The organism is Micromonospora sp. LOL_015 (assembly GCF_048060275.1).
Lineage (GTDB): Bacteria > Actinomycetota > Actinomycetes > Mycobacteriales > Micromonosporaceae > Micromonospora_E.
On the sequence record NZ_JBHMIO010000050.1, the window covers coordinates 1 to 23,273 of the forward strand.

Below are 23,273 nucleotides of genomic sequence, written 5' to 3' on the forward strand. Positions count from 1 at the left end.
GCACCCGGTCCCGCTCCCGGTCGGGCACCCGGTCCCGCTCCCGGTCGGGCACCCGGTCCCGGTCGGGCGGCCGCGCCGGTGCCGGGCCGGGCACCTGCTCCCGGCCCGGCCCCTGGTCGGGCTCCGGCACCTGCCCCGGGCCACGCGCCCGCTCCCGGCGGTGCGGCCGCTGCGGCCGGGGAGGCCGCCGGTCCGTCGGGCGCGGCGGACCGGCCGGACCGCACCGGGGAGCAGGAAACCGTCAGCAGCCGGTCCATGTCGGCGCCGGTGCCGGTCAGCCGGACCATCTCGCTCACCGTGGCCGGGTTCTCCGTGCTGCTGGCCCTGGGGCTGATCTTCGGTGGGCAGACCGCCGGGCCAGGGCTGGCCCGCACCCCGTTCACCATCGTCGTCTTCGGCGTACAACTGCTCTTCGTGATTTCCTGGACGTTGGCGATCCGGCCGCCGGCGATGCCGGTCATCGGCGGGGTGAGCCTGTTGGCCGCGGCCGCCGCCGACATCGGAGCGTTGCTGCCGACCGTCGCGTCGCTGGCCCCGGTCGGGTACGCCGCGGCAGGCGGCTTCGTCGTCGCGGTGCTCGCCCAGCTGATCCGGCCGGCAGACCGCACGAGGGTCACCGAGTCGCTCGGTGCCACGTTGCAGATCGTCGTCGGAGTGGTCGCCTTCGCCACCCTGATCGTGCTCAGCCGGCTGCAGCTCGGTGGTACCCAGACCATCGTGGTGGCGCTGGCGGGCACCGGCATCGCCCTGATGACCGCCCGGCTCACCGACGCGGTGGTGGCCCGGCCGCGGCTTGCCCCGCAGGTGCCCCGGGGCGCCACCGGCGTGGTGCTCGGTGCCATGGTCGGCACGCTGGCCAGCGCGGTGCTCGGCATCTACGTGGTCGGCTTCACCCCGGTCACCGCAGCCCTGGTCGGCCTGGTCGCGGCCAGCGCGGCGGTCCTGGTCGATCTGGCCACCGGCTACGCCGAGGCCAGCCGGCAGATGGCCGGGGAACCGCCGACCATGTGGGTGGCCCGGCACATGCAGGGACCGCTCGGCGGGTTCGCCCTCGCCGCGCCGCTGTCCTACGCCCTCGGTGTGCTGATCTTCAACTGAGGCGCCGGGTCGGTCAGGGTGAGGCAGCTGACCGTTCGGGCCGGTGCCGGGTGAGCCGTATTCAGGTCGGGTAGATACGGTACGGCGCATTCGTCCGCAGCCGAGGAGGCACAGTGTCGACCTATCCGGCGTACCAGGAGGAACCGGTCCGCCGGTCGCGTCCTCGGCGGCAACCGGGCCGACGAACGCGCCGGCTGCTGGCCGTCGTCGCGGTGCTGCTGCTCGTTCTGGCGCTGGTACTGGTCGTCGCCGACCGGGTCGCCGTCGCCTACGCCGAGCGGGCGGTCGCTGACCAGGTTCGCCAGCAGGTGGCCGGGCAGGACATCGAATCCTCCGAGCCGGAGGTCTCGATCGGCGGGTTCCCGTTCCTCAGCCAGGTCGCCACCGGCCGCTACCAGTCGGTCTCGATCGTGTTGCGCGACGTGTCGGCGGCGGTCAACGGCAACAGCGTGCGGCTGCCCACCCTCGACGTCGACGCGCGGGGCGTACAGGCGCCGTTGGAGACGCTGCGCACCGGGCAGGGTGAGGTCACCGCAGAGACCGTGCAGGGCACCGCCACGGTCTCCTACGACAGTATCGTCCAGTTGATCGAGCAGCCCGGCGTGGAGTTGTCCGAACAGGACGGACGGCTCGGCGTTACCGCCCCGGTAGACATCCTCGGTCAGCAGGTCACCCTGACCGGTACCGCGGACCTGGAGGTCGCCCAGGGCGAGGTGCTGCTGCGCTTCGACGAACTCGTCGCCGAAGGGCTGCCCGGCGACGAGGCGGCCCGCGGGTTCGTCGAGGCCTACGCCCAGCAGTTGTCCATCGCGGTGCCGCTGCCCGCCCTGCCGTTCCAGCTCGACCTGCAGGAGGTGGCGGTGACGCCGGCCGGCCTCGCCGTCACCGTCACCGCCACCGATGTGCCGCTGAGCGCATTCGGCTGACCAACCTGCTCGGCTGACCGTCTCCGGCGGGGGTGGCGTAGGTCTCAACCCGCGGATGTCCCATTGCGTGGTCGGATCGGTGACCGTCCGGAAACAGGCTGGTAAGCTTCGGCCCCATGGGGAAGTTCCTCACCAAGCGGCGCGCGGTCGACCTGTGCCGTGTGGCCACCTGCCTGTGTCGCCCGGTCCTCTGACGGCGGGCTGACCCGGCGGACTGTCGTCGACCCCTTCTGTGGTCGGTGACCAGCGCCGAAGAATTCTCACCATCGCCCGGCAGCGGCGCCGTCGCACGTCCGTGATCCGTCCTCCAGGGTCCCGCACAGGTGCGACAACCTGCGGCGTGGACTCGCCACCGATCCGCATCCTCCGCACCGGCGGCCCGCCGGGCAAGGGGGAGACCAACCAGGGAGTGATCTGATGAGTCGCGACACCGCACTCGTTTCGGCCGACTGGGCCGAGAAGAACCTCGACGCCCCGGGCGTCGTCTTCGTCGAGGTCGACGAGGACACCTCCGCGTACGACGGTGGGCACATCGCCGGCGCGGTCAAGATCGACTGGAAGACCGACCTGCAGGACCCGGTACGCCGCGACTTCATCAACAAGTCGCAGTTCGAGGCGCTGCTGTCCGAGCGGGGCATCGGCAACGACGACGTCGTGGTGCTCTATGGCGGCAACAACAACTGGTTCGCCGCGTACGCGTACTGGTACTTCAAGCTGTACGGCCACCGCGACGTCAAGCTGCTCGACGGCGGCCGCAAGAAGTGGGAGCTCGATGCCCGCCCGCTGACCACCGAGGTGGTCGCCCGCCCGGCCACCCAGTACGTCGCCCAGGAGCCGGACAGCTCCATCCGGGCGTTCCGCGACGAAGTGGTGGCCGCGATCGGCACCCAGAACCTGGTCGACGTCCGCTCGCCCGACGAGTTCGCCGGCCGGTTGCTCGCCCCCGCCCACCTGCCGCAGGAGCAGGCGCAGCGGGCCGGGCACATCCCGACCGCGGTCAACGTGCCGTGGTCCAAGGCCGCCAACGAGGACGGCACCTTCAAGTCCGACGACGAGCTGCGCGCCCTGTACGCCGAGGCCGGCCTCGAAGACGGCAAGGACACCATCGCGTACTGCCGGATCGGCGAGCGTTCCTCGCATACCTGGTTCGTGCTCAAGGAACTGCTCGGGCACTCCAACGTGAAGAACTACGACGGGTCCTGGACCGAGTACGGCTCGCTGATCGGCGTGCCGGTGGTGCTCGGCGACGAGCCCGGGAAGGCGTGACGATGACCGCTGCGACCACACCGAACGCCGCGACCGCGGCGGGCTGCGCCGCCCCGGACCAGGCGGCACCGCTGCCGGCCAGCGTCGACCTGGCCAAGGAGACCGTGATCACCGGCACCGTGCGGTCCGCCGACGGCGAGGCCGTGGCCGGCGCGTACGTCCGGCTGCTGGACGCCACCGGCGAGTTCACCGCCGAGGTGGTGACCTCGCCGGCCGGCCAGTTCCGGTTCTTCGCCGCACCGGGTAGCTGGACCCTGCGGGCACTGTCCCGGCACGGCAACGGCGACACCTCGGTGACCGCCACCCAGGGAGTCAACGAGGTGTCGGTGACCGTCGGCAGCTGACACCCGGCCCGACCCGACGACAGGCCGCCGCCCCGGAACTCGTTCCGGGGCGGCGGCCTGTCGGCTTTATGACCGACATTGGCGGCACATTTCCCGCCGTCGGTACTTCCTGTCGCCTCGCGGACAGCGGAAACGGCCGACCGACGGCGTCACCCTGATCACTCCGGCGGGTGGCCACGCCGACAAGTCAACAGCGCCCGACATGACGGTGCGGCAGAACGAACTGACTTGATGACGTCACTCTCTGGTGAATGGGCGGCCCGTCGCCCACAATTTTCCCTGGCGGTTGCGGGCGTACGGCGAATCGGATTTTGGTTCTTCCGATGCCTGCGAGAATTGCTCATCCCATGGGGGAATCATGCGAAAGACTGTCGGTGTCCTGACTGCGGCGATGCTGGGGCTGGTCACCTCGATGACCATCGCCGCACCTGCTAGCGCTGCAACCAGCCTGCGGGTGCACAGCGTCCAATACCACCCGAACGGCGTCAACGACGGCAGCGGGACGTTCGCGAACCGGGAATGGCTGCAACTGGTAAACCGGGGTAAGGAAGCGATCAACCTGCGGGGCTACACGGTGCACAACAGGAACGGCCGGACTTACCGATTCGGCGACGTCGTCATTCCTGGGAAAGGTGGCCGGGTGTGGCTGCGTTCTGGTGCCGGTGACGACACCGCGCGGACCGTCTACTGGAACACGGCTGGTTTCGTGTGGGATTTCGACGGTGACAAGGCATCCCTGCGGAACCGTAAAGGCCACTCCGTACACACCTGCTCCTGGTCGTATGTGAAGGGCCGGGACTGGGTGCGATGCCCGGTCAACCCGTAATGATTCCGGGTTGACCGCCGGCGGGTGCCGGGCCAGAGCTGGGCTGGCCCGGCACCCGTTCTCACCATCGGTCAGACACGCCGTCGACCGGTCCGGTCACCCGGTCAGATTCCACCGAGGCGGGCCGGGCAGGGATCGACCAGTTCGAGCACGCTGTCGACCGTGGTGACGATCCCGGCCGGCAGCCGTTCCTGTCGGGCCTGCGGCACCCAGCCGTCCTTCGCGGTGATGATCTCGTACTGTCCGCGTGGCAGCCAGTACGCGTACCCGCCATCGGCGCCGGTGCGCAGCGTGTAGCCGGTGCCCGGATCGGTCAGCGAGTTCAGCCGGATCGTCGCCCCGGCCACCCCGACCTCGACCCCGGCGCAGCTGATCCCGGTGACCGTGCCCTGCACCTTCGCCCAGGACGCCGGCGGCGAGACGTTCATCTGCACGTCCACCTGACCCACCGGGTACGGGGCGTCGGACCGCAGCCCGAGGGTCGCGGCGTACCGGCCGGGCTGGTCCACGCCGGCCTCGGCGGTCGCCGCCAGCGTGACGGTGACCGTCCGGGAGGCGCCGGGGGCCAGGGTGAAACTGCCTGGATCGGTGACCAGCCATGGCAGATCGGCCGCGGCGCCGCACAGTTCCAGCCCGGCGAGCACCTCCACCTGTGCCGAACCGACGAACGAGCTCGGTGATCCACCGACCTTGTACGCTCCACAGGCACCGGCACCCCGGTACCGGGCGAACTCGGTGTTCGGCAGGTCCCGCCACTCACCGGCGGCCGGGTCGAAGCCGACCGTACGGTTCGTCACCGTGGTCGACGCCCCGGTGACGCCGCCGGCGATCACCAGCAGGCCACCGGCCGCTGCGTACTGCCCGCCCCACAGATCGAGCGGCAGGTCCGGCAACGGGCTCCAGGCGTCAGCGGCCGGATCATAGGCGTACGTCGACCGGTACTCGACGGTGCCGGCACCACCGGCGCAGTAGGCCTGCTCACCGATCCCGCCGCAGGCCAGCCAGGACGCGGCGACCGGATAATCGGCCCGGGACCGGAACGTGCCGGTGCCGGTGTCGAACGCCAGCACCGTACGCGAGTCGGTGCAGGTGCTGTCGATGCAGCCGCCGATCAGATAGATCGTGCCGCCGATGACGGCGGACCCGGCCGCGGCCCGTGGCGCGGGGTTGGTCACCCCGGACAGCGTGGCCCACGTCCCGGCAGCCGGGTCGAACACGTCGACGCTCGCCACCGGAGTCCCACCGGCACCCCATCCGCCAAACAGGTACAGCTTGCCGCCGCCCGCGGCGAGCACCGGCTTGCTGCGGGCCGTCGGCAGGTCGGGCAGGGCGCTCCAGGCGTCGGTGACCGGATCGTAGACCCAGGCGTCCTGCTCGGTGCCGGTGGTGCTGCCACCGCCGACCGAGTAGACCTTGCCGTCGAGCGTGGCGGCCGCGTTGTCGAAGATCGCGGTCGGGTGGTCCGGGGCCCGCGTCCAGGCATCGGCGGCCGTCGCGGCCCCGGCAGCAGCCGACGCGGCGGTGATCCGGGTCGGCGCGGCGCCGGCCGGGGCACCGTACGCCGGACCCCGCCAGGCCTTGCTGACCCCCTTCACCTTGTGCTCGGTCAGGGGGGCGCCGTCGCCGGCCAGCAGACTGAACCCACCGTCGCCGGCCAGCATCTCGACCTCGGCCGGCGCGCTGCCGGTGTTGGTCACCGTCACCTTGGCCTTGCGGGTGCTGCCGTAGGGCTGGTGGGACACCACCGGGCTGGTCGGGCTGATCGTCAGCCGGCCGGCCTTGACCGAGAAGTCGGCCCGGCGGGCCCGGTCGGCGACCACCGTCACCGTCCGGCTCCGCACCTGGTACGGCGCCCGCGTCGCGGTGAACTCCTGCTCGCCGACCAGCGGCGAGAAGAGCTGGTAGAAGCCGTCGGGCAGGGCCGGGTCGTCCGGCGTGGCGGCGGAGACCGCCCGTACCGTCGGGTCGGTGGCGCTGGCCACCGTGACCCCGTTCAGCGCGGCCCCGGTGTTGTGGTCGGTGGTGTTGCCGACCAGCAGGCCACCGGGCAGCGGGGTGCAGCTCCGGTCGACCACCTCGACGTCGTCGACCTGCCACCACCAGGCGTAGCTGCCCTGGAAGCGGAACCGGATCAGCACCTCGTCGGCACCGGCCACCGAGGTCAGCGGGATCTCCTCGGTGCGCGGCCCGCGCCGGCTGGTGGTGTACTGCCACACGGTGGTCCAGCTGGCGCCGCCGTCGACCGAGACACCGATCTCGGCGCTGTCGCTGAGTCCCACCGCCCGCCAGTCGCTGGCGAACCGCAGGTACGGCGCGTCCGCTCCGGACAGGTCCAGCGTCGGGGTGACCAGGTCGGTGTCCTGGACCGCACCGGCGCCGAGCGCGTCACTGTCGATGTTGGCGAAGCCGCCGTCACCACCGGTCAGGTTGCCCCGCGAACCGATGTCGGTGAACTCCCAACCGCCGCCGTCGGTTCGGTTCACCACCGACCAGCCGTCCGGGGTGTCGGCGGTCGGGAAGCTCTCGGCGAGCACCGGGTCGCCGAAGCTGGCCCCGTACCCGGGGGTGACACACTCGGCGGTGACCGGCACCGCCAGGTGCACGGTGCGGTCGGTCTCCCCGGCCGGCACCTCCACCCGGGCCGGCTGGTATCCGGCGAGCGTCGCCGTGGCGACCAGCGTCACGGCGGTGCCGCCGGGCACGGTCAGCGTGTAGCGGCCGGATGCCGGATCGGTGTAGGTGGCCGTCTCGGATCGCCCGTCGACCTCGACCCGGGCGTAGAGCGGCCAGCCGTGGCCGGCCGCGTCGGTGACCCGGCCGCTGAGCGTGACCAGGGTGGTGGCGGCCAGGTCGAAGTCCTGCTCGACGGTGCCGTCCTCGGCGACCGTGACCGTAGTGCTCGTCGACTGGTAACCGAACGCGCTGGCGGTGATGGTGTGCTCGCCGGTCGGCAGGGTCAGCCAGTAGCCGCCGTCGGCGCCGGTGGTGACGCTGCGGTCGCCGGTGGAGACGGTGGCGCCGGGCAGCGGGTCGCCGTCGCCGGTGACCACGCCGGTCACCCGGCCGGCGGGTCCGCGCGGGGCGGCCTCGACGGCGGCGTACGCGTCGAGTCGTCCCTCTCCGAAGTTGTTGTTGTTGGCGGCGGCGCCGCCGCAACTGGTGTCGTTGGTGTCGATCGCGGTGCCGTCCAGCAGTGCCCGGGTGGCGGCGATGTCGCCGTGCAGGGTCGGCGCCGCCGACCAGGCCAGCGCGACGGTGGCGGCGACGTGCGGGGAGGCCATCGAGGTGCCGCTGTACGCCGCGTACCCGCCACCGGGGACGCTGGAGCGGACCGCGGTGCCGGGCGCGGCGATGTTCGGCTTGACCGATCCGTCGACCAGCGAGGCGCCCCGGCTGGACCGGGCGGCGATCCGGTGGTCGACGTCGTAGTTGCCGGCCGCGTACGCCTGCGGGTAGTCGCCGGGGGAGCTGGCGGTGCCGCAGCCCGGTCCCTCATTGCCGATGGCGAAGGCCGGGAAGATGCCGGCGGCGATCCAGGCGTCGACGGTCTGCCGGTACCACGGGTCGGCCTGTCCGCCGCCCCACGAGTTGTTGACCACGTCGGGGCGAAGCTCCGGCCGGGGATTCGCGCCCGAGGTGTCGGTCGGGGCGAGCACCCACTGGCCGGCGGCCAGCAGCGACGCGTCGGAGCAGTTGGTGACCTCGCAGCCCTTGGCAGCGATCCAGCGGGCACCGGGTGCCACCCCGGTCTGGTTGTCGCCGCCGTCGTCGCCGGTCATGGTGCCGGTGACGTGGGTGCCGTGACCGTTGTTGTCACAGGGGGTCCCGGCCGGGCAGATGCCGGTCGGGTCGAACCAGTTGTAGTCGTGGTCGTAGCCGCCGGTGCCGGCTCCCCGGTAACTGGCGGCCAGTGCCGGGTGGTCGAACTCGACGCCGCTGTCGATGGTGGCCACGACGATCCCGTCGCCGCTGGTGCCGAATTCGGACCAGACCTGCGGCGCTCGGACGTCGTCGATGTTCCACTCGACGGCGGTGGTGCCGGCGTCGTCGCCGACCGGCGGCACCGGTTCGGCTGGTTCCGGGGTGAGCAGCGGGTAGCTGCGAGCTGGTTCGAGCTGCTGCACCTGGGGCAGGGCGGCGATCCGGTCGGCCAGGTCCCGGTCGCCGGTGACCCGGACCGCGTTGGCGATCCAGTACGCGGTGTAGCCGGCCTTCCGCCCGTCGAGCAGTTTGCGCAGGCTCTGCTGGCTGCGCTGGGCCGTGGTGGTCAACTCGTGGTACACAGCCTCGGCCCGGGCGTCGGCGCGACGGTCACCGGCCGGTATTCCGGCGCTGGCGGCGTCGGCCGCGCCGGACAGGTCGGCGCGGTCGCGTAGGTAGACCATGAACTCGACGGTGCCGTCCCGGTCCAGTTCGGCGGCGAGTTCGGCGCTGATCGGCGCGGTGGCCGACCCGTCGACCGGGCCGGTACCGGGTGCGGCGGTCGCGGCGGCGGGTTGGGCGGTCACCGCGAGCAGGGTGACCAGCCCGGCGGTGAACATCCGGTGCACTAGCCGGCCCGGGCCGCCGTGGACCCGGCGGCGGGCGGTGCTGCGGTCACTATCGTGTCGTCCGGTTCGGCGGCGGGGCAGGTCGACCACGCGGTCCCCCCATGCTCGTAGGCGGTCCGTACTCGCCGGACCTCGGGATCAGCGGACCGGAAAGCCCGAAATCCGCCCAAGTCGCGTGCGGGCAGTGCTCTACGGATAGTTTTCGCACGGCGGCTACGAGTCATGTTTTAGTGGGCGGCGTTAGTGATCAATGGGGTCTGTTGGGCAGTTTTCAGGCAGTACCCGGGCAACACACGGTCGAGCGTCGGGCTGCAGTGGTATCGGTGACTGGCGCTGTTGACTCCGGCGACTAAACGGCGTTGTCTGATGACACGCAGCAACCTGGGGAGGAGTGCGGTGGTCAACGGTGAGGTGCCACTGGTCGTGTGTGTCACCGCTGACGTAGCCGTCCGTGAGCGCGTCGTGAGACGCCTTGACGACTGCGGCACGGTAGTCATCTGTACTGATCTGGCCGAGTTACGGGCGATGCTGTTCCCGCCCGTGCCGGCAGAGGACCCGGAGCCGGCGGCGCCGGTCGTGCTCGGCGACCTCGTCGTCGACGTGCCCGGCCATCTCGTCACCTGGCGGGGTGAGCTGTTAACGCTGACCCGGCTGGAACGGGAGTTGCTGGCCCGGCTGGCCACCCCACCGGTGGTGGTCTGGACCTACGAACGGCTCTTCGGCTCGGTCTGGGGCGGGGCCTATCTCGGCGACACGGCCATCCTGCATTCGGCCGTGAAACGGTTGCGCCGCAAGTTGCGCGGCGCCGGCGGCGGCCTGGAGATCCAGACCGTACGGGGCGTCGGCTACCGGCTCGCGTCGAGCGCACCGGACAACTTCGGCGCATCGGCGGCGGGACCGGACCCGGCCGGTCACCGGCGGGACGACCTGGCCGGCGACGGCGCGGTCCGTGACGATGCAGCCGCTCGCGACGAGCCGGTCCACCAGGATGTGCCGGACGAGCCCGGCTGGGACGGGTCGGATCGGGAGCTGCCGGAGCAGCGGATCGGCTGGCCGGTCGAGGTCGGCTGCTGACCGCTACCGGGGCGGCCGGCGTTAGGGCGGCGGCCGGGTGTGCCGGCTGCCCTGGCCGGTGCCTGGCACGATGGCCGGGTGACTGACGACCCGCCCGCGACCCCGGCCGCCCCGCCGGCACACCCGGCCGCGCGGGTCCCGCCGCCGTCGGGACCGCCGGTTGTCGCCGTACCGTCAGCCGTCGCCGTGCCGGCCAGCGCCGCTGGTCAGAGCCCGGTGCGTCGGTGGTGGCGGTGGTGGCTGGCGGCCGCCGCGGTCGCCTGGAGCGTGCTGCTGTTCGGCCTGGCCGTGCAGTCCCAGCGGGACGACAGCCCGACCGTCCGCGAGCAGCGCGACATCGGGCAGGCCCGGCCGGTCGCCGACCGGGCGGCGATCGACCTGACCGCTGCGGTCGGCGACGCCGGCGTGGTGGTGCTGGCCGAGGAGCAGATCACCGAGGGCTGCCGGATCACCCTGATGCGACCCGGCGCCGAACTGACCCGGGTGCTCACCGCCTACACGGCGCCCGACGCCGGCCCGGCGTTGCTCGACCGGATCGCCCGCCGGCTCCCGGCCAGCTACGCCGCGATAGCCCGGCACGACGCCACCACCGGTCGGTCGCGGCTAGGCGCCGACGCCGGTGATTTCGTCGCGGTCCGCGGCGAACTGATCCGCGACGGCGTGGTGCAGCTGCGGATCAGCACCGGCTGCCGACCGGCATCCGACGGGTCCCGGCCCGCGCCCGCTGACCCCCGGCCGGGCGCCACCGTCGGCCCGACCCCGCGCAGCCACGCCGAAGTGCTGACGGGCGCCTTCGGGGTGGCCGACGTACGGGCCGCGTCGTCGGTGGAACTGGCCTGTCCCGACGGCGACGGACAGCTCAGCAGCTACGCGCTGACTGCGGCCAGCACCGCGGAGTCCGACGAGTGGGCGTCGCTCGGCTTCACCATGTCGCGCGCCACCGTCGTCTCCGATCAGGCACCGCTGTTCGTCCACCGATACGGCACCAAGGGCACCGTGGTGCGGCTCGACGGCGACGACGTCTGGATCGCCGTCACCGACTTCACCTGCTGATCCCGTCGGCCAGCCGCTGATCCGTCGTCGGCTGCCGACCCGATCAGTAGAAGCCCGGTCAGTAGACGAGCGCCTGGACGCCGTCGGCCATGATCTCTTCGACGAAGACCGCCGCCCCGGCGATCCGTACCCCCGGCAGCACATCGTCCGGGCCGAACCTGCGGCGGGCCGCGCACTGCGTACAGACCGTCACCCGACCGCCGCTGGCCAGCACCACGTCCAGCAGGTCGGGCAGCGGCGCCGAATGCGGCAGGTCGAACTCGGCGGCTCGGCCGGGCAGCCCGAACCACGCCGACTCACCGGTCAGCCAGAGGGAGACCTCGACGCCGGCCGCGGCGGCGGTGCCCGCTACGGTGAACGCCTGGGCGCACCGCTCCGGCTCGTCCGAGCCGGCGGTCGCCTTTACGACGAGAATGCGAGCCATGCGGCCAGCATAGGATGGCCTTGTCATGGTTACCGAGATCGGGTTCGTCAGCCTGCTGGTGGCAGGCTTCGGCGCGCTCGCCGGTGGCCTGGTCTACCTCGCGGTCCGCATCTGCCGTGGACGCTGGTGAGAAAGCGGAGGACCGATGAGCGCGAGTAGCGCGTCCGGAGCGGGACAGCCGAGCACCGAGGAGAACCCGGTCCGGCCGCCGTGGCTGGACGCCCCGCCGGTCGACCCGTACCCGTTTGAGGAGAGCCACGACCTGCGGGTCGGCCCGAAGCTGCATCCGGCGTTGAACGCGCTGCTGCCGTACATCGGGGTGTGGCGTGGGCGGGGACGCGGCGGCTACCCGACGATCGAGGACTTCGACTACGCGCAGGAAATCCGGATCAGCCACGACGGCCGGCCGTTCCTGCAGTACGAGTCGCGGGCCTGGCTGCTCGACGAGCAGTCCCGCCCGGTGCGCCCGGTCGGTCGCGAACTCGGCTGGTGGCGGGTGGTCACCGACGCCGACGGCCGGGCCACCGGTGAGCTGGAGGCGACGATGATGACCCCGACCGGGGTGATGGAGCTCTACCTGGGTCGGGTCACCGGGGTGCAGGTCGAGTTGGCCACCGACGCCGTGGTGCGTACCGGTACCGCCAAGGAGGTCACCGGCGGCCACCGGCTGTTCGGCATTGTCGAGGGGGCGCTGCTGTACGCCCAGGAAATGGCCGCCGTCGGTCAGCCGCTGTCCCCGCACCTGTCCGCCCGGCTGATCCGGGTCGGCGGCTGATCCGGGCCGGCCACGGAGTCGGGCCGGCCACGGAGACGGCGGCGATAGGATGGCGACGGTGGCTGAATCTTCCCTGGCAGAGATGCTGCGCTCGCGTGGGCTACGGCTGACCGCGCAGCGTCAGCTGATTCTGGAAGCGGTGCACGAGTTGGGACACGCCACCCCGGAGCAGGTGCTCAACGCGGTGCGCGAGGTCGCCGCCGGGGTCAACATCACCACCATCTACCGCACTTTGGAGCTGTTCGAAGAGCTGGGCCTGGTCACTCACACCCACCTGTCGCACGGTTCGCCGACGTTCCACTCGGTCGGCGAGGACCAGCACGTCCACCTGGTCTGCCGATCCTGTAAGTCGGTCTCGGAGATGGACCCGGCGCTGGCCGAGCCGCTGATCACCGCGCTCGCCGAACAGCGCGGCTTCCAAGTCGACATCGGCCACATGGCGTTGTTCGGCACCTGTGAGCGGTGCGGAGGAAAACAGTGATCGACATACCCGGCGCGGTGGACATCGCCGACGTGGCCACCGGATCCCCCGACGCCGGGGTCGCCGCCCACTACGGCGACCCGATGCGTGAGCAGCGTCGGCTCGCCACCGAGGTCGGCCTGGTCGACCGGAGCAACCGGGGCGTGCTGGCGGTGCCCGGTGCCGAACGGATCGGCTGGCTGCATACCCTGACCACCCAGCACCTGGCGACGCTGCGCGCCGGTCAGGGCACCGAGCTGCTGGTGCTCTCCCCGCACGGCCACGTGGAGCAGCACGCGGTGGTCGCCGAGGACGGCACCACCACCTGGCTGGACACCGAGCCGCAGATGGCCGGCGAGCTGCTGGCGTACCTGTTGAAGATGCGGTTCTTCACCCAGGTCGACCCGGCGGAGGTGACCGCCGACTGGGCGGTGCTGTCGCTGGTCGGCCCGGCTGCGGTCGACGCGGCGGCGGCGCTGGGCGTGACCGGGCTGGCCGACCCGGACCTGTTGCCGGTGCCCGCGTCGAAGTTCGCCGCCGGGTCGATCCCCGACCGGCCCACCGTGCTCTACCCGGTGGCCGCGCTGCCGACGGACGGGCCGTACCGGGGCGGCTGGGCCCGCCGGGTACCACTCGGCGTCGACCTGCTGGTACCCCGGGCCGCGACGGCACAGCTGGTGGCCGAGGCGGGTGCGGCCGGTGCCGCGCCGGCCGGGCTCTGGGCGTACGAGGCGATGCGGGTCGCCTCGCGTACCCCCCGGGTCGGTCTGGAGACCGACCACCGGGCGATTCCCGCGGAGGTCAATCTGCTCGGACCGGCGGTCCACCTCGACAAGGGCTGCTACCGGGGGCAGGAGACGGTGGCCCGGGTGCACAACCTGGGCCGGCCACCGCGCCGGCTGGTGCTGCTGCACCTCGATGGGGTGGCCAGTGACACCCCGCCGGACGCCGGCACCCCGCTGACCCTGGAGGGCCGGACGGTCGGCTTCGTCGGCACCGCGCTGCGCCACCACGAGCTCGGCATGGTCGCTCTGGCGGTGGTGAAACGCAACGTGCCGGACGACGCCGATCTGCGTGCCGGTGAGTTCACCGCCGCGATCGAGCCCTGAGCCGGGATGTCGCAGAGTTGACCAGGTACGCCGGCGGGGTGCCGCTGGTCGAGATGGCCCGCTCCGGTTTCGTGGAGAGCCGGCATCACGGCTCACTGGTGGTGCTGGCCGCCGACGGCGGCCTGCGAGAGCGGTTCGGCGACGTGGAGTCGCCGGTGTTTCCCCGGTCGGCGAACAAGCCGTTGCAGGCGATCGGCATGCTGCGGGCCGGGCTGCGGCTGGCCGATCCAGCCGATCTGGCGGTGGTCTGTGCCAGCCACAGCGGCGAGGACTTTCACCTGGCCCGGGTGGCCGCGCTGCTGCGTACCGCCGGGCTCACCGAGGCGGCGCTGCGCTGCCCGCCGGAGCTGCCGGTCGGCGCGGCCGCCGCAGCCGACGTGCTGCGCGCCGGTGGCGGGCCGAGCCGGCTGCAGATGAACTGCTCCGGCAAGCATGCCGGGATGCTGCTGACCTGCCGGGCGGCCGGCTGGCCGGTGGAGGAGTACTGGCATCCGGAGCATCCGTTGCAGGAGCGGATCCGGGCCGCCGTCGAGGAGTACGCCGGTGAGCCGGCCGCCGCCGTCGGGGTGGACGGCTGCGGCGCGCCGGTGCTGGCGCTGTCGCTGACCGCGGTCGCACGGGCGTTCCTGCGGCTGGTGCACGGCCTTGCCGGGTCGGTGGAGCGGACCGTGGCGGACGCGATGCGGGCGTACCCGGAGCTGGTGGCCGGCACCGGGCGGGCCGACACCCGGCTGATGCGGGCGGTGCCCGGGCTGCTGGCCAAGGTCGGCGCGGAGGGTGTGCTGGCGGTGGCGGTGCCCGGCGTCGGGGCGATCGCGGTGAAGATTGACGACGGTGCGCAGCGGGCGACGGTGCCGCCGGTGGTTGCCGCGCTGCGCCGGCTCGGCGTCGGCACTGGCACCGACGCCGAAGGCCTGGATCCGATGGCTCTGGCCGAACTCGGTGAGCCGCCGGTGCTCGGTGGCGGCCAGCCGGTCGGCACGCTGCGCGCCCTGTGCTGGCCGTCCTGACGAGACTGGCCGGCGGACGGGCTGGCTATCGCACGGTAATCGTCTATCGCACGGTAATCGTCTATCGCACGGTAATCGTCTATCGCATGGTGTGATCGTCTATCGCACGGTGTCGGCGAGGAACTCGCGCAGCGCGGCGTCGACCGGCCCGGGGCACTCCAACGGCAGCAGGTGGGCTGCGCCGGGCACGTCCGGCAGCCGCCGGGCGGTCGGGATGCCGGTGCTGATCAGATCGGCCAGGGCGAGGATGTCCGGCACGTCGAGCGCCCCGGCGCCGACCAGCACCGGCACGCCGATCTCACCGAGCCGGCGGGCTGCCGGTGGGTCGAGTTCGCGGTGGGTGACGTCGCCGAGCGCGGCTTCGGCGGCGAGTGCCCGGCGGTCCATCTCGCGGGCGAAGGCGATCAGCTCCGGGTCGACGTCGGCGGGCTGCCGGCGCGGGCCGACGACCCAGAACCGCACCTCGGCGTCGGCCGTCGCGTCCAGGTCCTCCGGGTCCACCGCGCCGACCAGGTCGTCCCAGAGCTGTTCGGCGGCGTCGGACCAGTCGTGGCCGCCCAGCGCCGACCCGAACAGGGCGAGGGCGGTGACCCGGTCGGGGTGGGCGAGAGTGGCGTCGATGGCGACCGCACCGCCGAACGAACAGCCGACCAGTGCGGCGCGGGCGACGCCGAGCGCGTCCAGTAGACCGATCACGTCGTCGTGGTGGGCGAACCCGGTGGCCGGCAGGTCGGACTCGCCGTAGCCGCGCAGGTCCATGGCGATCACCCGATGCCGGTCGCGCAGCGCGGCGACCTGCGCCCGCCACATCCTGCGGTCGGCGATGCCGGCGTGGATCAGCAGTACGGGCGGCCCGGTGCCGACGTCGTCGTAGCTGATCGTCGCATCGCCAACCCGGATCGTCGCCATCGGCGGGGAGCCTAGCGTCACGGGGCGGCTGGCCGCCAACGACTTTCTCGGCGGCTCCTGCGACGGTTCATCCGGATGACTCCGCTAACTTTCGTTAGCGTTTCGCTAGCAGTTGCAAGCAGATCGGGCTACCGTCGAGCTATGGCCACACCGAAGGACCTGCCTCGCGACATCGGGGGCTTCATCCGTGACCTGCGGCACAACGCCCGCATCTCGCTGCGGCAGCTCGCCGAGCAGGCCGGCGTCAGCAATCCCTACCTCAGCCAGGTGGAGCGCGGCCTGCGCAAGCCGAGCGCGGAGGTGCTCCAGCAGTTGGCCAGCGCACTGCGGGTCTCCACGCCGGTGATGTACCTGAGGGCCGGGCTGCTCGACGACAAGGACGGCCAGGGCGTGCTCGCCGCGATCGCTTCGGACCCCGACCTCACCATGGCGCAGAAGCAGTCGCTGAGCCAGATCTACGAGACGTTCCGCCGGGAGAACGCCCGGCACGCCGGACCGGACACCGACGCGGACGCAGCTACCGCCGCCGAAGCCGCCGAAAAAGTTGAGGAGCAGACCCTGCAGTCGGTCGCCGTCACCGAGGCCGGGGCCGCACCTGGCCCGGCGACCGATGACCCGCCGCCCACCGTGCCGACCAGGACCACTTCCCGGCAGAAGACCACCCCCCGGCGTCGTACGCCCCGGGCCGGGGAAACCGAGCAGGCCGCCGGCGCGGCCGAGGAGGAGCAACGATGAGCCAGCCGAAGACCAAGCGGATCCCAGCACCCCTGTACGCCGTCGCCGGCGCCGGCGACCTGGCCTACCAGCAACTGCGCAAGCTGCCCGTGGCCGTCACCCAGCTGACCGGCAAGGCCAGCCTCGGCACTGTCGGCCTGCGGGAGAAGGCCGCACAGAGCACCGCCGAGCTGCGTGAGCGGGCCAACACCGGTGCCGACCTGGAGCGCCTGCGGACGATCGCGCTGCGCAACCGCGACGCGGTGCTCGCCGGTGCCCAGTCGGCCGGGCAGCGGGCCGTGGCGATCTACGGCACGCTGGTGGCGCACGGTGAGCGGGTCGTCGGCACCGGGGTGGTCCGGGCCGCTGACACCGTCAACGCCGACATGGAGACCACCGAGGCTCCGGCCCAGGTCACCGCAGCACCGGAAGCCGACTCGACCGAGTCGGTCAAGCCCGCCCAGGCCAAGGCCGAGTAGTTCCGGCGGGGTCCGGGTGACCCGCGGGCCCCGGATGCAGGTGGCACGCATCCGGGGCCCGCGGCATAAGCTTTGGGCATGGACTCTGCCGCGCCGCTGTTCTATGCCGACGTCCGGTACATCCTCGACCTGGCGCTGTTCGTGTTCGCCCTCGTCGTGCAGGCTGTCGCGCTGGTGCACTGCGTCACCCAGAAAGGCGAGGCGTTCCCGGCGATCGGCACCCTGCCGAAAGGCGCGTGGCTGGCCATCCTCGGCGTCTGCCTGCTGCTCACCCTGCTGTTCCAGGTCAGCCTGTTCGGCCTGATCGGGATCGCCGCCGGGCTGATCTACCTGCTCGACGTGCGGGTCGGGCTGCGGGACATCGCCGACGGCCGAGGCTCCTGGTGAGAGATTTCCGTTGGCCACCGCCGCCGGACGGCGGGCCGCGGACCTACGGGCCCGGCCCGTCCGGTCCCCGTACCGGCCGGCCCGCGCTGCCCGAGCCGGAGACCGAGGTGATCACCACGCCGCACGGTGTGGAGCTGGAACGGCTGGTCACCGGGTCCGGTGAGCCGACCACCGTCTTCGCGCACGGCATAGCACACGGCATCGCCACCACCCGGCCGCTGGGCAGCGGAGTCGCCGGGCGCAAGGTGTTCTTCCAGTTCCGGGGGCATGGCCGCTCCGCCGCGCCGGCCGGCCCGTGGGGCTACCCCGACCTGGCCCGGGACCTGCGGGCCGTGGCCGACCTGGCCGGTGCCGGCCGGGCGGTCGGGATGAGCCTCGGTGCCGGGGCGTTGGCCCGGTTGCTGACCGACAGCCCGCGGCGGTTCGACCGGGCGGTGTTCCTCCTACCGTCGGCCTTCGACGCGGCTCGGCCGGCCTCGGCCCGCCAGCGGATCGCCGAGCTGGTCACCGCGGTCAACGACAGCGACGTCTCCGGGGTGGCCGAGCTGATCGCGGCGGAGACCCCGGTGCCGGTACGCAACACCCCGGCCGCGTGGGCGTACCTGCGTACCAGGATCGACCAGCTGCTGCGCGACGGACTCGCCGCCGAACTGGTCGACCTGGCCGACACGGTGCCGGTGCCCGACCCGGCCGCGCTCGCTGCGGTCACCGCCCGGGTCCTGGTGATCGGCTGCGTCGGCGACGACCTGCACCCGGCCGAGACCGCCGAGCGGCTGGCCGCCGCCATCCCGGGCGCCGCCCTGCACGTCTACGACCGCCCCGGCGTGCTCTGGAACCAGCGCACCGATTTACGGCAGCGGGTTTCCGGCTTCCTCAACGAGCCGATCTGATCAGCGGCACGTGCCGTGGCTCCGGTCGTTTCCGTTAACGTCGACGACGGTCAACCGCAGCAGCCGCCGGAGGCGGCGGACGGCGTGGTGGACTGGTCGCCGGGTGCCACCGAGCAGACGCCGGTCTCCGGCAGATCCAGCTGTACGTCCCGGGCTGCGGTCCAGTCACCGGCCAGCGCCGCCGTGACCGAGCGGACCTGCTCGTAGCCGGTGGCCAGCAGGAACGTCGGCGCCCGGCCGTAACTCTTCATGCCGACCACGTAATACCCCGGCTCTGGCTGGGTGAGCTCCTCCACCCCATGCGGCGGGACGGTGCCGCAGGAATGCTCGTTCGGGTCGATCAGTGGGGCCAGCCTCCGGGTGCAGCCCAGCGCCGGGTCCAGGTCCAGCCGTAGCTCGTCGGCGATCCGGTGGTCGGGGCGAAAACCGGTGGCCGAGACGATTCGGTCGGCGGCCAGCGTCCGGCCGTCGGTCGCGACCAGCTCGGCCTGGCCGCTGGCGGTGACCCGTACGGTGTGGACGCCGAATCCGCTGACCAGCTCGACTCGGCCGGAGTCGACCAGCAACCGCAGTCCGGTGCCCAACTTGCCGCGGCCAGGCAGGGCGTCGGCGTCGCCGCCGCCGAGCGCCCGGTCGATGGTCGCACCACGGGTGACCCAGCTGACCCGGGTGTCCGGCTCCTGAGCGGCCAGCTCGGCGAGGGCCAGCAGGGTGTTGGCGGCGGAGTGGCCGGCACCTACGACGATGGTGTGCCGGCCGGTGTGGTCGGTTCGGTGGGCACCGAGCACGTCCGGCAGAGCGGTGCTGATCAGGTGGGCTGCCTGCGGTTCGCCGCGGGCGGGCAGCCCGTTGACGCCCAGTACGTTCGGCGTACCCCAGGTGCCGGAGGCGTCGATGACGGCACCGGCGCTGATCTCCGTACCGTCGGCGAGCCGGACCACGAACGGCGCCTGCTCCCGGCCGTCGGTGCGGACCCGGTCGATTCCGGCGCGGCCCAGCGCGACGACCCGCGCGCGGTACCGGATCCGACCGGCCAGGTCGGGCAGCTTGGCCAGTGGTTCGAGGTAGTCGCCGACCAGCTCGGCGCCGGTCGGTAGGTGACCGGGATCGGGGGCGGCCCAGCCGGCGGCGTCGAGTAGCCGGCGGGCGGCTGCGTCGATGTTGTAACGCCAGGGGGAGAAGAGCTGGACGTGCCCCCACTTGCTGACCGCCGCGCCGGCGCTGCCGCCGGCCTCCAGCAGGACCCAGGGCAGACCGCGCTCGTGCAGGTGGGCGGCGGCGGCCAGGCCGACCGGGCCGGCCCCGATGACGACGGCCGGTAGCTCCTTGTTGATCATGAATCCCTCCGTGCTGACAAGCGTTCGTAGTCTCGATGATCGTCGAATCAACAATACGATGCCCGCTGTTTCGACGATGGTCAAGTTTGACACTCATCAAATCAGCCAACTGGGTGACTCCACCTGATCGGCGGTAACCTGCCACCCGTGGGTGTCACCAGTAACGGCCGTACCGACCGACTCGACCTGCGCGACCCGACTCTGCGTGAGTGGCAGAGCAAAGGTCGGGCCAACCGTCGGGTACGGCTGCGCCGGGCCGGCTGAGATGATCCGCGCCTTCCTCGACGGTGTCCGGCTGTTCCTGCGCGGCTTCGGCACCTACGCCCGCAACCCGAAGATGGTGCTGCTCGGGCTGATCCCGGCGGTGATCGCCGGGGTGCTGTTCGTGGCCGCGTTCGTCGGCTGGACAGCCGTCGTGGTCGACGTCGCCGGCTGGCTCACCCCGTTCGCCGACGACTGGTCGGCGGGCACTCGGGATGCGGCACGCGGTGCGGTCGCCGTCGCGTTGCTGGCCCTCGGCGGGCTGATCGGCGTGCTCACCTTCACCGCCGTGACCCTGTTCATTGGGGATCCGTTCTACGAGAAGATCTCCGAATGGGTGGAGGGGCAGCACGGCGGGGTGCCGAACGGGGTCGACGTGCCGTGGTGGCGGTCGCTGTGGCACAGCCTGCTCGACTCGGCCCGGCTGATCGCGTTCGGCATCGTCATCGGGATTCCGCTGTTCCTCTGCGGGTTCATCCCGATCGTCGGGCAGACCGTGGTGCCGGTGGTCGCTGCCCTGTTCGGCGGCTGGCGGCTCGCCCTTGAGCTCGTTGGGTCCGCGTTCTACCGCCGTGGCCTGCGGCTACCGGACCGCCGGGTGGCGCTGCGGACCAATCGGCCGAAGGCGCTCGGCTTCGGAGTGGCGGTCTTCTGCTGCTGCCTGATCCCGTTCGGCGCGGTGCTGGTCATGCCGGCGGCGGTGGCCGGCGCGACGCTGCTCGCCCGCCAGTCGCTCAACCAGCCCACCGACGGGCCGCCCCAGCTTGCTCCGCCCGCCTAGCGGCTGACGGCCGGTGCGGCGTTTAGCGGCTGGCGGCCTGTGCGGCGTCGCGGACCTCACCGACCAGCTCCTCGATCACGTCCTCCAACGCGGCCAGGCCGGTCAACCGGCCGTCGGCGTCGACCACCCGGGCCAGGTGGGCGCCCCGTTGCTGCATGACCGTCAGGGTGTCCCGCATCGGTTGGGTGGCCCGGACCGTGACCAGTGGCCGGATCAGCCGGGAGTCGACCGCCCGGTCCCGGTCCTGCGCCGAGGCCCCGAGCACGTCCTTGACGTGCAAATAGCCGGTCACCTGCGCGGCGCCGTCGACGACCGGGAAGCGGGAGTAGCCGGTATCGGCGCAGCGCTTCTCCAGCTCGACTGGCGTGCTGGTGGCGGACACCGTGACCAGCGAATCCAGCGGGATCGCCACCCGGGCGGTCGGCTGGTCGCTGAACGCCAGCGCCCCGGTCAGCAGCCGGTGCTCGTGCTCGTCGATCAGGCCCTCACGGCGGGACTGGGCGATGAACCCGGAGACCTCCTCCCGGGTGAAGGTGGAGGTCACCTCGTCCTTCGGCTGCACCCGCAGCAGGCGCAGGACGATGTTGGCGAGCTGGTTGAGCAGCCAGATCAGTGGCCGCAGCACGGTGACCACCCCGTACAGCACCGGGCCCAGGACCATCGCGGACCGCTCCGGACCGGCGAGGGCGATGTTCTTCGGCACCATCTCGCCGATCACCATGTGCAGGAAGACCACGATCGCCAGGGCGATGGCGAACGCGATCGGGTGCACCAGCGCGTCCGGCACCCCGGCGGCGGCGAAGGCCGGCTCCATCAGGTGCGCCACGGCCGGCTCGCCGATGGCACCCAGGCCGAGCGAACAGACGGTGATGCCGAGCTGCGCGCCGGCCATCATCAGTGACACGGACTCCATGGCCCGCAGCGTGACGCGGGCCAGCCGGGACCCGGCGGCGGCCCGTGGCTCGATCTGTGTCCGACGGGCCGAGATCAGCGCGAACTCGGCACCGACGAAGAACGCGTTGCCGGCGAGCAGCAGCACCCCGACGAGGATCGCCAACCAGTCACTCATGATGCGGTCTCCTCCGGGTGCCCGGCCGAGTGGCCGTTCCGGCGTCCGTCAGGAGACCCGGCGGCCGCGGTGGCGTCGGCGCGGCGCAGCAGCAGCCGGTCGGCGCGGCGGCCGTCGACCCGGGTCACGGTCAGTTCCACCGGTACGGACGTGGGTAGTCCGTCCGGGTCCGGGTGTTCGCGGTCGTCGGCGACGACCGTGACGGTGTCACCGACCCGGGGCAGCCGGCCGAGCTCCTCGATGATCACCCCACCGAGGGTGTCGGAGATCCGGCCCTCCGGCAGGTCGAGCCCGGTCAGCCGGGCCGCCTCGTCGGGCCGCAGCAGGCCGGAGAGCTGCCACGAACCGTCGGCGGCGCGCTGGTGTCGGCCGGTCGGCCGGTCCTGCTCGTCGGCGATCTCCCCGACGATCTCCTCGACCAGGTCTTCCAAAGTGACGATGCCGGCGGTGCCGCCGTACTCGTCGACCACCACCGCCATCTGCAGTCCCCGGCTGCGTAGCGTGCCGAGCAGCGGGTCCAGCTCGGCGGTCTCCGGGACCTCGGGCAGCTCGACCATCACCGACCGCACAGGCCGGGTGTCGCGTTCCCCGGTCGGCACGGCGAGGGCATGCTTGAAATGCACGGCGCCGAGTACCTCGTCGACTCCGGTGCCGGTGACCGGGAAGCGGGCGTGTCCGGTGGCGGCGGCCAGCCGCAGCACCTCGGCCACCGGTGCGTCGGCGGTGACGAACCGTACCCGGGGTCGGGGGGTCATCACGTCGGCGGCGGTCCGTTCGCCGAAGTCGATCGACCGGGAGACCAGCTCGGCGGTCTCCGCGTCCAGGGTGCCTTCCTCGCCGGACCGGCTGACCAGCGAGGCCAGCTCCTGAGGCGTACGGGCGGACGCCAGCTCCTCGGTGGGCTCGATGCCGAACGCCCGCAGGATCCGGTTGGCCGTACCGTTGAGAAACCGGATCAACGGGCCGGTGGCGGCGGTGAAGCCGCGCTGCGCGCCGGCGACCGCCCGGCCGACCCGCAGCGGTTCGGCGATCGCCCAGTTCTTCGGCACCAGCTCGCCGAAGATCATCTGAATACTGGTGGCCAGGATCAGCGCCAGCGTCAGCGAGAGCGCGGTGGTCGCGCCGTCCGGCAAACCGGTGAGCCCGAGCGGGCCGCGTAGCAGGGTGGCCAGTGAGGGCTCGGCGAGGAAACCGACGACCAGGCTGGTCACGGTGATGCCGAGCTGGGCGCCGGACAGCTGGGTGGACAGCGTCCGCAGGCCGCGCAGCAGGCCCGCCGAGCGGCGGTCACCGGCGGCGGCCTGCCGTTCCACGGTCGCCCGGTCGACCGTCACGAAGGCGAACTCGGCGGCGACGAACACGGCGTTGGCGGCGACCAGCAGCACCGCGACGCCCAGCAGCGCCCACTCCATCACCGCCCGGTCACTCCTTCGACGGTGACGGGGCGGCCGGGACTGGGAGGGTCGCTGGTCGTGGACATGGTCATCAGCATAGACAGGCGGATGCTGCGCCAACCTGCGAGTTCACTGAG

General features: G+C 72.2%; 23 protein-coding genes and 1 pseudogene. 18 read left to right on the plus strand and 6 right to left on the minus strand.

Annotated features, from left to right (window positions below):
* Positions 1-255: 255 nt before the first annotated feature.
* From ACFHWU_RS25180 to ACFHWU_RS25205, 6 genes are all read left to right on the plus strand, one after another.
* Positions 256-1,098, plus strand: a complete 843-nt coding sequence (locus ACFHWU_RS25180) for a hypothetical protein (RefSeq protein ID WP_416551849.1) — start codon at positions 256-258, stop codon at positions 1,096-1,098.
* Between the two features lie 113 nt (positions 1,099-1,211).
* The gene (locus ACFHWU_RS25185; protein WP_416551848.1) at positions 1,212-2,024 is read left to right on the plus strand and encodes a DUF2993 domain-containing protein; all 813 of its coding nucleotides are present in this window, start codon (positions 1,212-1,214) and stop codon (positions 2,022-2,024) included.
* Positions 2,025-2,122: 98 nt separating this feature from the next.
* Complete coding sequence (locus ACFHWU_RS25190) at positions 2,123-2,218, plus strand: Ms5788A family Cys-rich leader peptide (protein WP_416552081.1); 96 nt, start codon at positions 2,123-2,125, stop codon at positions 2,216-2,218.
* A 223-nt stretch (positions 2,219-2,441) separates the two neighbouring features.
* Positions 2,442-3,290, plus strand: coding sequence for a sulfurtransferase (locus ACFHWU_RS25195; protein WP_278171731.1), 849 nt, complete (start codon positions 2,442-2,444; stop codon positions 3,288-3,290).
* Between the two features lie 2 nt (positions 3,291-3,292).
* Positions 3,293-3,634, plus strand: a complete 342-nt coding sequence (locus tag ACFHWU_RS25200; protein WP_416551847.1) for a DUF1416 domain-containing protein — start codon at positions 3,293-3,295, stop codon at positions 3,632-3,634.
* Between the two features lie 391 nt (positions 3,635-4,025).
* Entirely contained in the window at positions 4,026-4,460 is a 435-nt protein-coding gene (locus ACFHWU_RS25205; RefSeq protein WP_416591794.1) for a lamin tail domain-containing protein, read from the plus strand.
* Positions 4,461-4,564: 104 nt separating this feature from the next.
* Here ACFHWU_RS25205 and ACFHWU_RS25210 read toward each other — a convergent pair whose 3' ends face one another.
* A complete protein-coding gene (locus ACFHWU_RS25210; protein WP_416591795.1) occupies positions 4,565-9,001 on the minus strand; it encodes a S8 family serine peptidase in 4,437 nt (1,478 codons plus the stop codon).
* A 375-nt stretch (positions 9,002-9,376) separates the two neighbouring features.
* Here ACFHWU_RS25210 and ACFHWU_RS25215 point away from each other — a divergent pair.
* A pseudogene (locus ACFHWU_RS25215) lies at positions 9,377-9,892 on the plus strand (helix-turn-helix domain-containing protein); the annotation flags it as partial.
* A 270-nt stretch (positions 9,893-10,162) separates the two neighbouring features.
* Positions 10,163-11,137 carry a hypothetical protein gene (locus tag ACFHWU_RS25220; protein WP_416591796.1) on the plus strand — a complete coding sequence of 325 codons (975 nt, stop codon included), beginning with the start codon at positions 10,163-10,165 and terminating at the stop codon, positions 11,135-11,137.
* A 58-nt stretch (positions 11,138-11,195) separates the two neighbouring features.
* Here ACFHWU_RS25220 and ACFHWU_RS25225 read toward each other — a convergent pair whose 3' ends face one another.
* Positions 11,196-11,561, minus strand: coding sequence for a DsrE family protein (locus ACFHWU_RS25225; protein ID WP_416551843.1), 366 nt, complete (start codon positions 11,559-11,561; stop codon positions 11,196-11,198).
* A gap of 25 nt (positions 11,562-11,586) precedes the next feature.
* Here ACFHWU_RS25225 and mtfM point away from each other — a divergent pair, with 25 nt between their 5' ends.
* The 5 genes from mtfM to ACFHWU_RS25250 are packed head-to-tail and all read left to right on the plus strand — an operon-like array spanning position 11,587 to position 14,915.
* Positions 11,587-11,691 carry a small membrane protein MtfM gene (gene mtfM / locus ACFHWU_RS25230; protein WP_278171721.1) on the plus strand — a complete coding sequence of 35 codons (105 nt, stop codon included), beginning with the start codon at positions 11,587-11,589 and terminating at the stop codon, positions 11,689-11,691.
* Between the two features lie 15 nt (positions 11,692-11,706).
* Positions 11,707-12,336, plus strand: coding sequence for an FABP family protein (locus tag ACFHWU_RS25235; protein WP_416569396.1), 630 nt, complete (start codon positions 11,707-11,709; stop codon positions 12,334-12,336).
* A 58-nt stretch (positions 12,337-12,394) separates the two neighbouring features.
* The gene (locus tag ACFHWU_RS25240) at positions 12,395-12,817 is read left to right on the plus strand and encodes a Fur family transcriptional regulator (protein ID WP_278171720.1); all 423 of its coding nucleotides are present in this window, start codon (positions 12,395-12,397) and stop codon (positions 12,815-12,817) included.
* On the plus strand, positions 12,814-13,905 hold the full coding sequence (locus tag ACFHWU_RS25245) for a YgfZ/GcvT domain-containing protein (protein ID WP_416551841.1): 1,092 nt from the start codon (positions 12,814-12,816) through the stop codon (positions 13,903-13,905). The genes ACFHWU_RS25240 and ACFHWU_RS25245 overlap by 4 nt, the downstream gene beginning before the upstream one ends.
* A gap of 53 nt (positions 13,906-13,958) precedes the next feature.
* Complete coding sequence (locus tag ACFHWU_RS25250; RefSeq protein ID WP_416552080.1) at positions 13,959-14,915, plus strand: asparaginase; 957 nt, start codon at positions 13,959-13,961, stop codon at positions 14,913-14,915.
* 99 nt (positions 14,916-15,014) lie between these two features.
* Here the strand turns inward: ACFHWU_RS25250 and ACFHWU_RS25255 are convergent, their stop codons facing one another.
* Positions 15,015-15,824 (minus strand): alpha/beta fold hydrolase, encoded by an 810-nt coding sequence (locus ACFHWU_RS25255; protein WP_416551840.1) that lies wholly within the window; start codon positions 15,822-15,824, stop codon positions 15,015-15,017.
* A 141-nt stretch (positions 15,825-15,965) separates the two neighbouring features.
* Here ACFHWU_RS25255 and ACFHWU_RS25260 point away from each other — a divergent pair, with 141 nt between their 5' ends.
* The 4 genes from ACFHWU_RS25260 to ACFHWU_RS25275 all read left to right on the plus strand — a co-directional run bounded on the left by ACFHWU_RS25260 (position 15,966) and on the right by ACFHWU_RS25275 (position 18,294).
* Positions 15,966-16,559 (plus strand): helix-turn-helix domain-containing protein, encoded by a 594-nt coding sequence (locus ACFHWU_RS25260; RefSeq protein ID WP_416551839.1) that lies wholly within the window; start codon positions 15,966-15,968, stop codon positions 16,557-16,559.
* Positions 16,556-17,017 carry a hypothetical protein gene (locus ACFHWU_RS25265; protein WP_416551838.1) on the plus strand — a complete coding sequence of 154 codons (462 nt, stop codon included), beginning with the start codon at positions 16,556-16,558 and terminating at the stop codon, positions 17,015-17,017. The genes ACFHWU_RS25260 and ACFHWU_RS25265 overlap by 4 nt, the downstream gene beginning before the upstream one ends.
* Before the next feature lie 78 nt (positions 17,018-17,095).
* Complete coding sequence (locus tag ACFHWU_RS25270) at positions 17,096-17,404, plus strand: DUF2516 family protein (protein ID WP_123605844.1); 309 nt, start codon at positions 17,096-17,098, stop codon at positions 17,402-17,404.
* Positions 17,401-18,294, plus strand: a complete 894-nt coding sequence (locus tag ACFHWU_RS25275; protein WP_416551837.1) for an alpha/beta fold hydrolase — start codon at positions 17,401-17,403, stop codon at positions 18,292-18,294. Before ACFHWU_RS25270 ends, ACFHWU_RS25275 begins: the two co-directional genes overlap by 4 nt.
* 50 nt (positions 18,295-18,344) lie before the next feature.
* Here the strand turns inward: ACFHWU_RS25275 and ACFHWU_RS25280 are convergent, their stop codons facing one another.
* Positions 18,345-19,631: an FAD-dependent oxidoreductase gene (locus tag ACFHWU_RS25280; protein ID WP_416551836.1), complete on the minus strand. Its 1,287-nt coding sequence runs from the start codon at positions 19,629-19,631 to the stop codon at positions 18,345-18,347.
* A gap of 265 nt (positions 19,632-19,896) precedes the next feature.
* Here ACFHWU_RS25280 and ACFHWU_RS25285 point away from each other — a divergent pair, with 265 nt between their 5' ends.
* Complete coding sequence (locus ACFHWU_RS25285) at positions 19,897-20,673, plus strand: EI24 domain-containing protein (protein WP_416551835.1); 777 nt, start codon at positions 19,897-19,899, stop codon at positions 20,671-20,673.
* A 22-nt stretch (positions 20,674-20,695) separates the two neighbouring features.
* Here the strand turns inward: ACFHWU_RS25285 and ACFHWU_RS25290 are convergent, their stop codons facing one another.
* Together ACFHWU_RS25290 and ACFHWU_RS25295 are read right to left on the minus strand one after the other, a co-directional pair.
* Positions 20,696-21,742 carry a hemolysin family protein gene (locus ACFHWU_RS25290; protein WP_416551834.1) on the minus strand — a complete coding sequence of 349 codons (1,047 nt, stop codon included), beginning with the start codon at positions 21,740-21,742 and terminating at the stop codon, positions 20,696-20,698.
* Positions 21,739-23,154 carry a hemolysin family protein gene (locus tag ACFHWU_RS25295; RefSeq protein WP_416552079.1) on the minus strand — a complete coding sequence of 472 codons (1,416 nt, stop codon included), beginning with the start codon at positions 23,152-23,154 and terminating at the stop codon, positions 21,739-21,741. Before ACFHWU_RS25295 ends, ACFHWU_RS25290 begins: the two co-directional genes overlap by 4 nt.
* Positions 23,155-23,273: the final 119 nt, after the last annotated feature.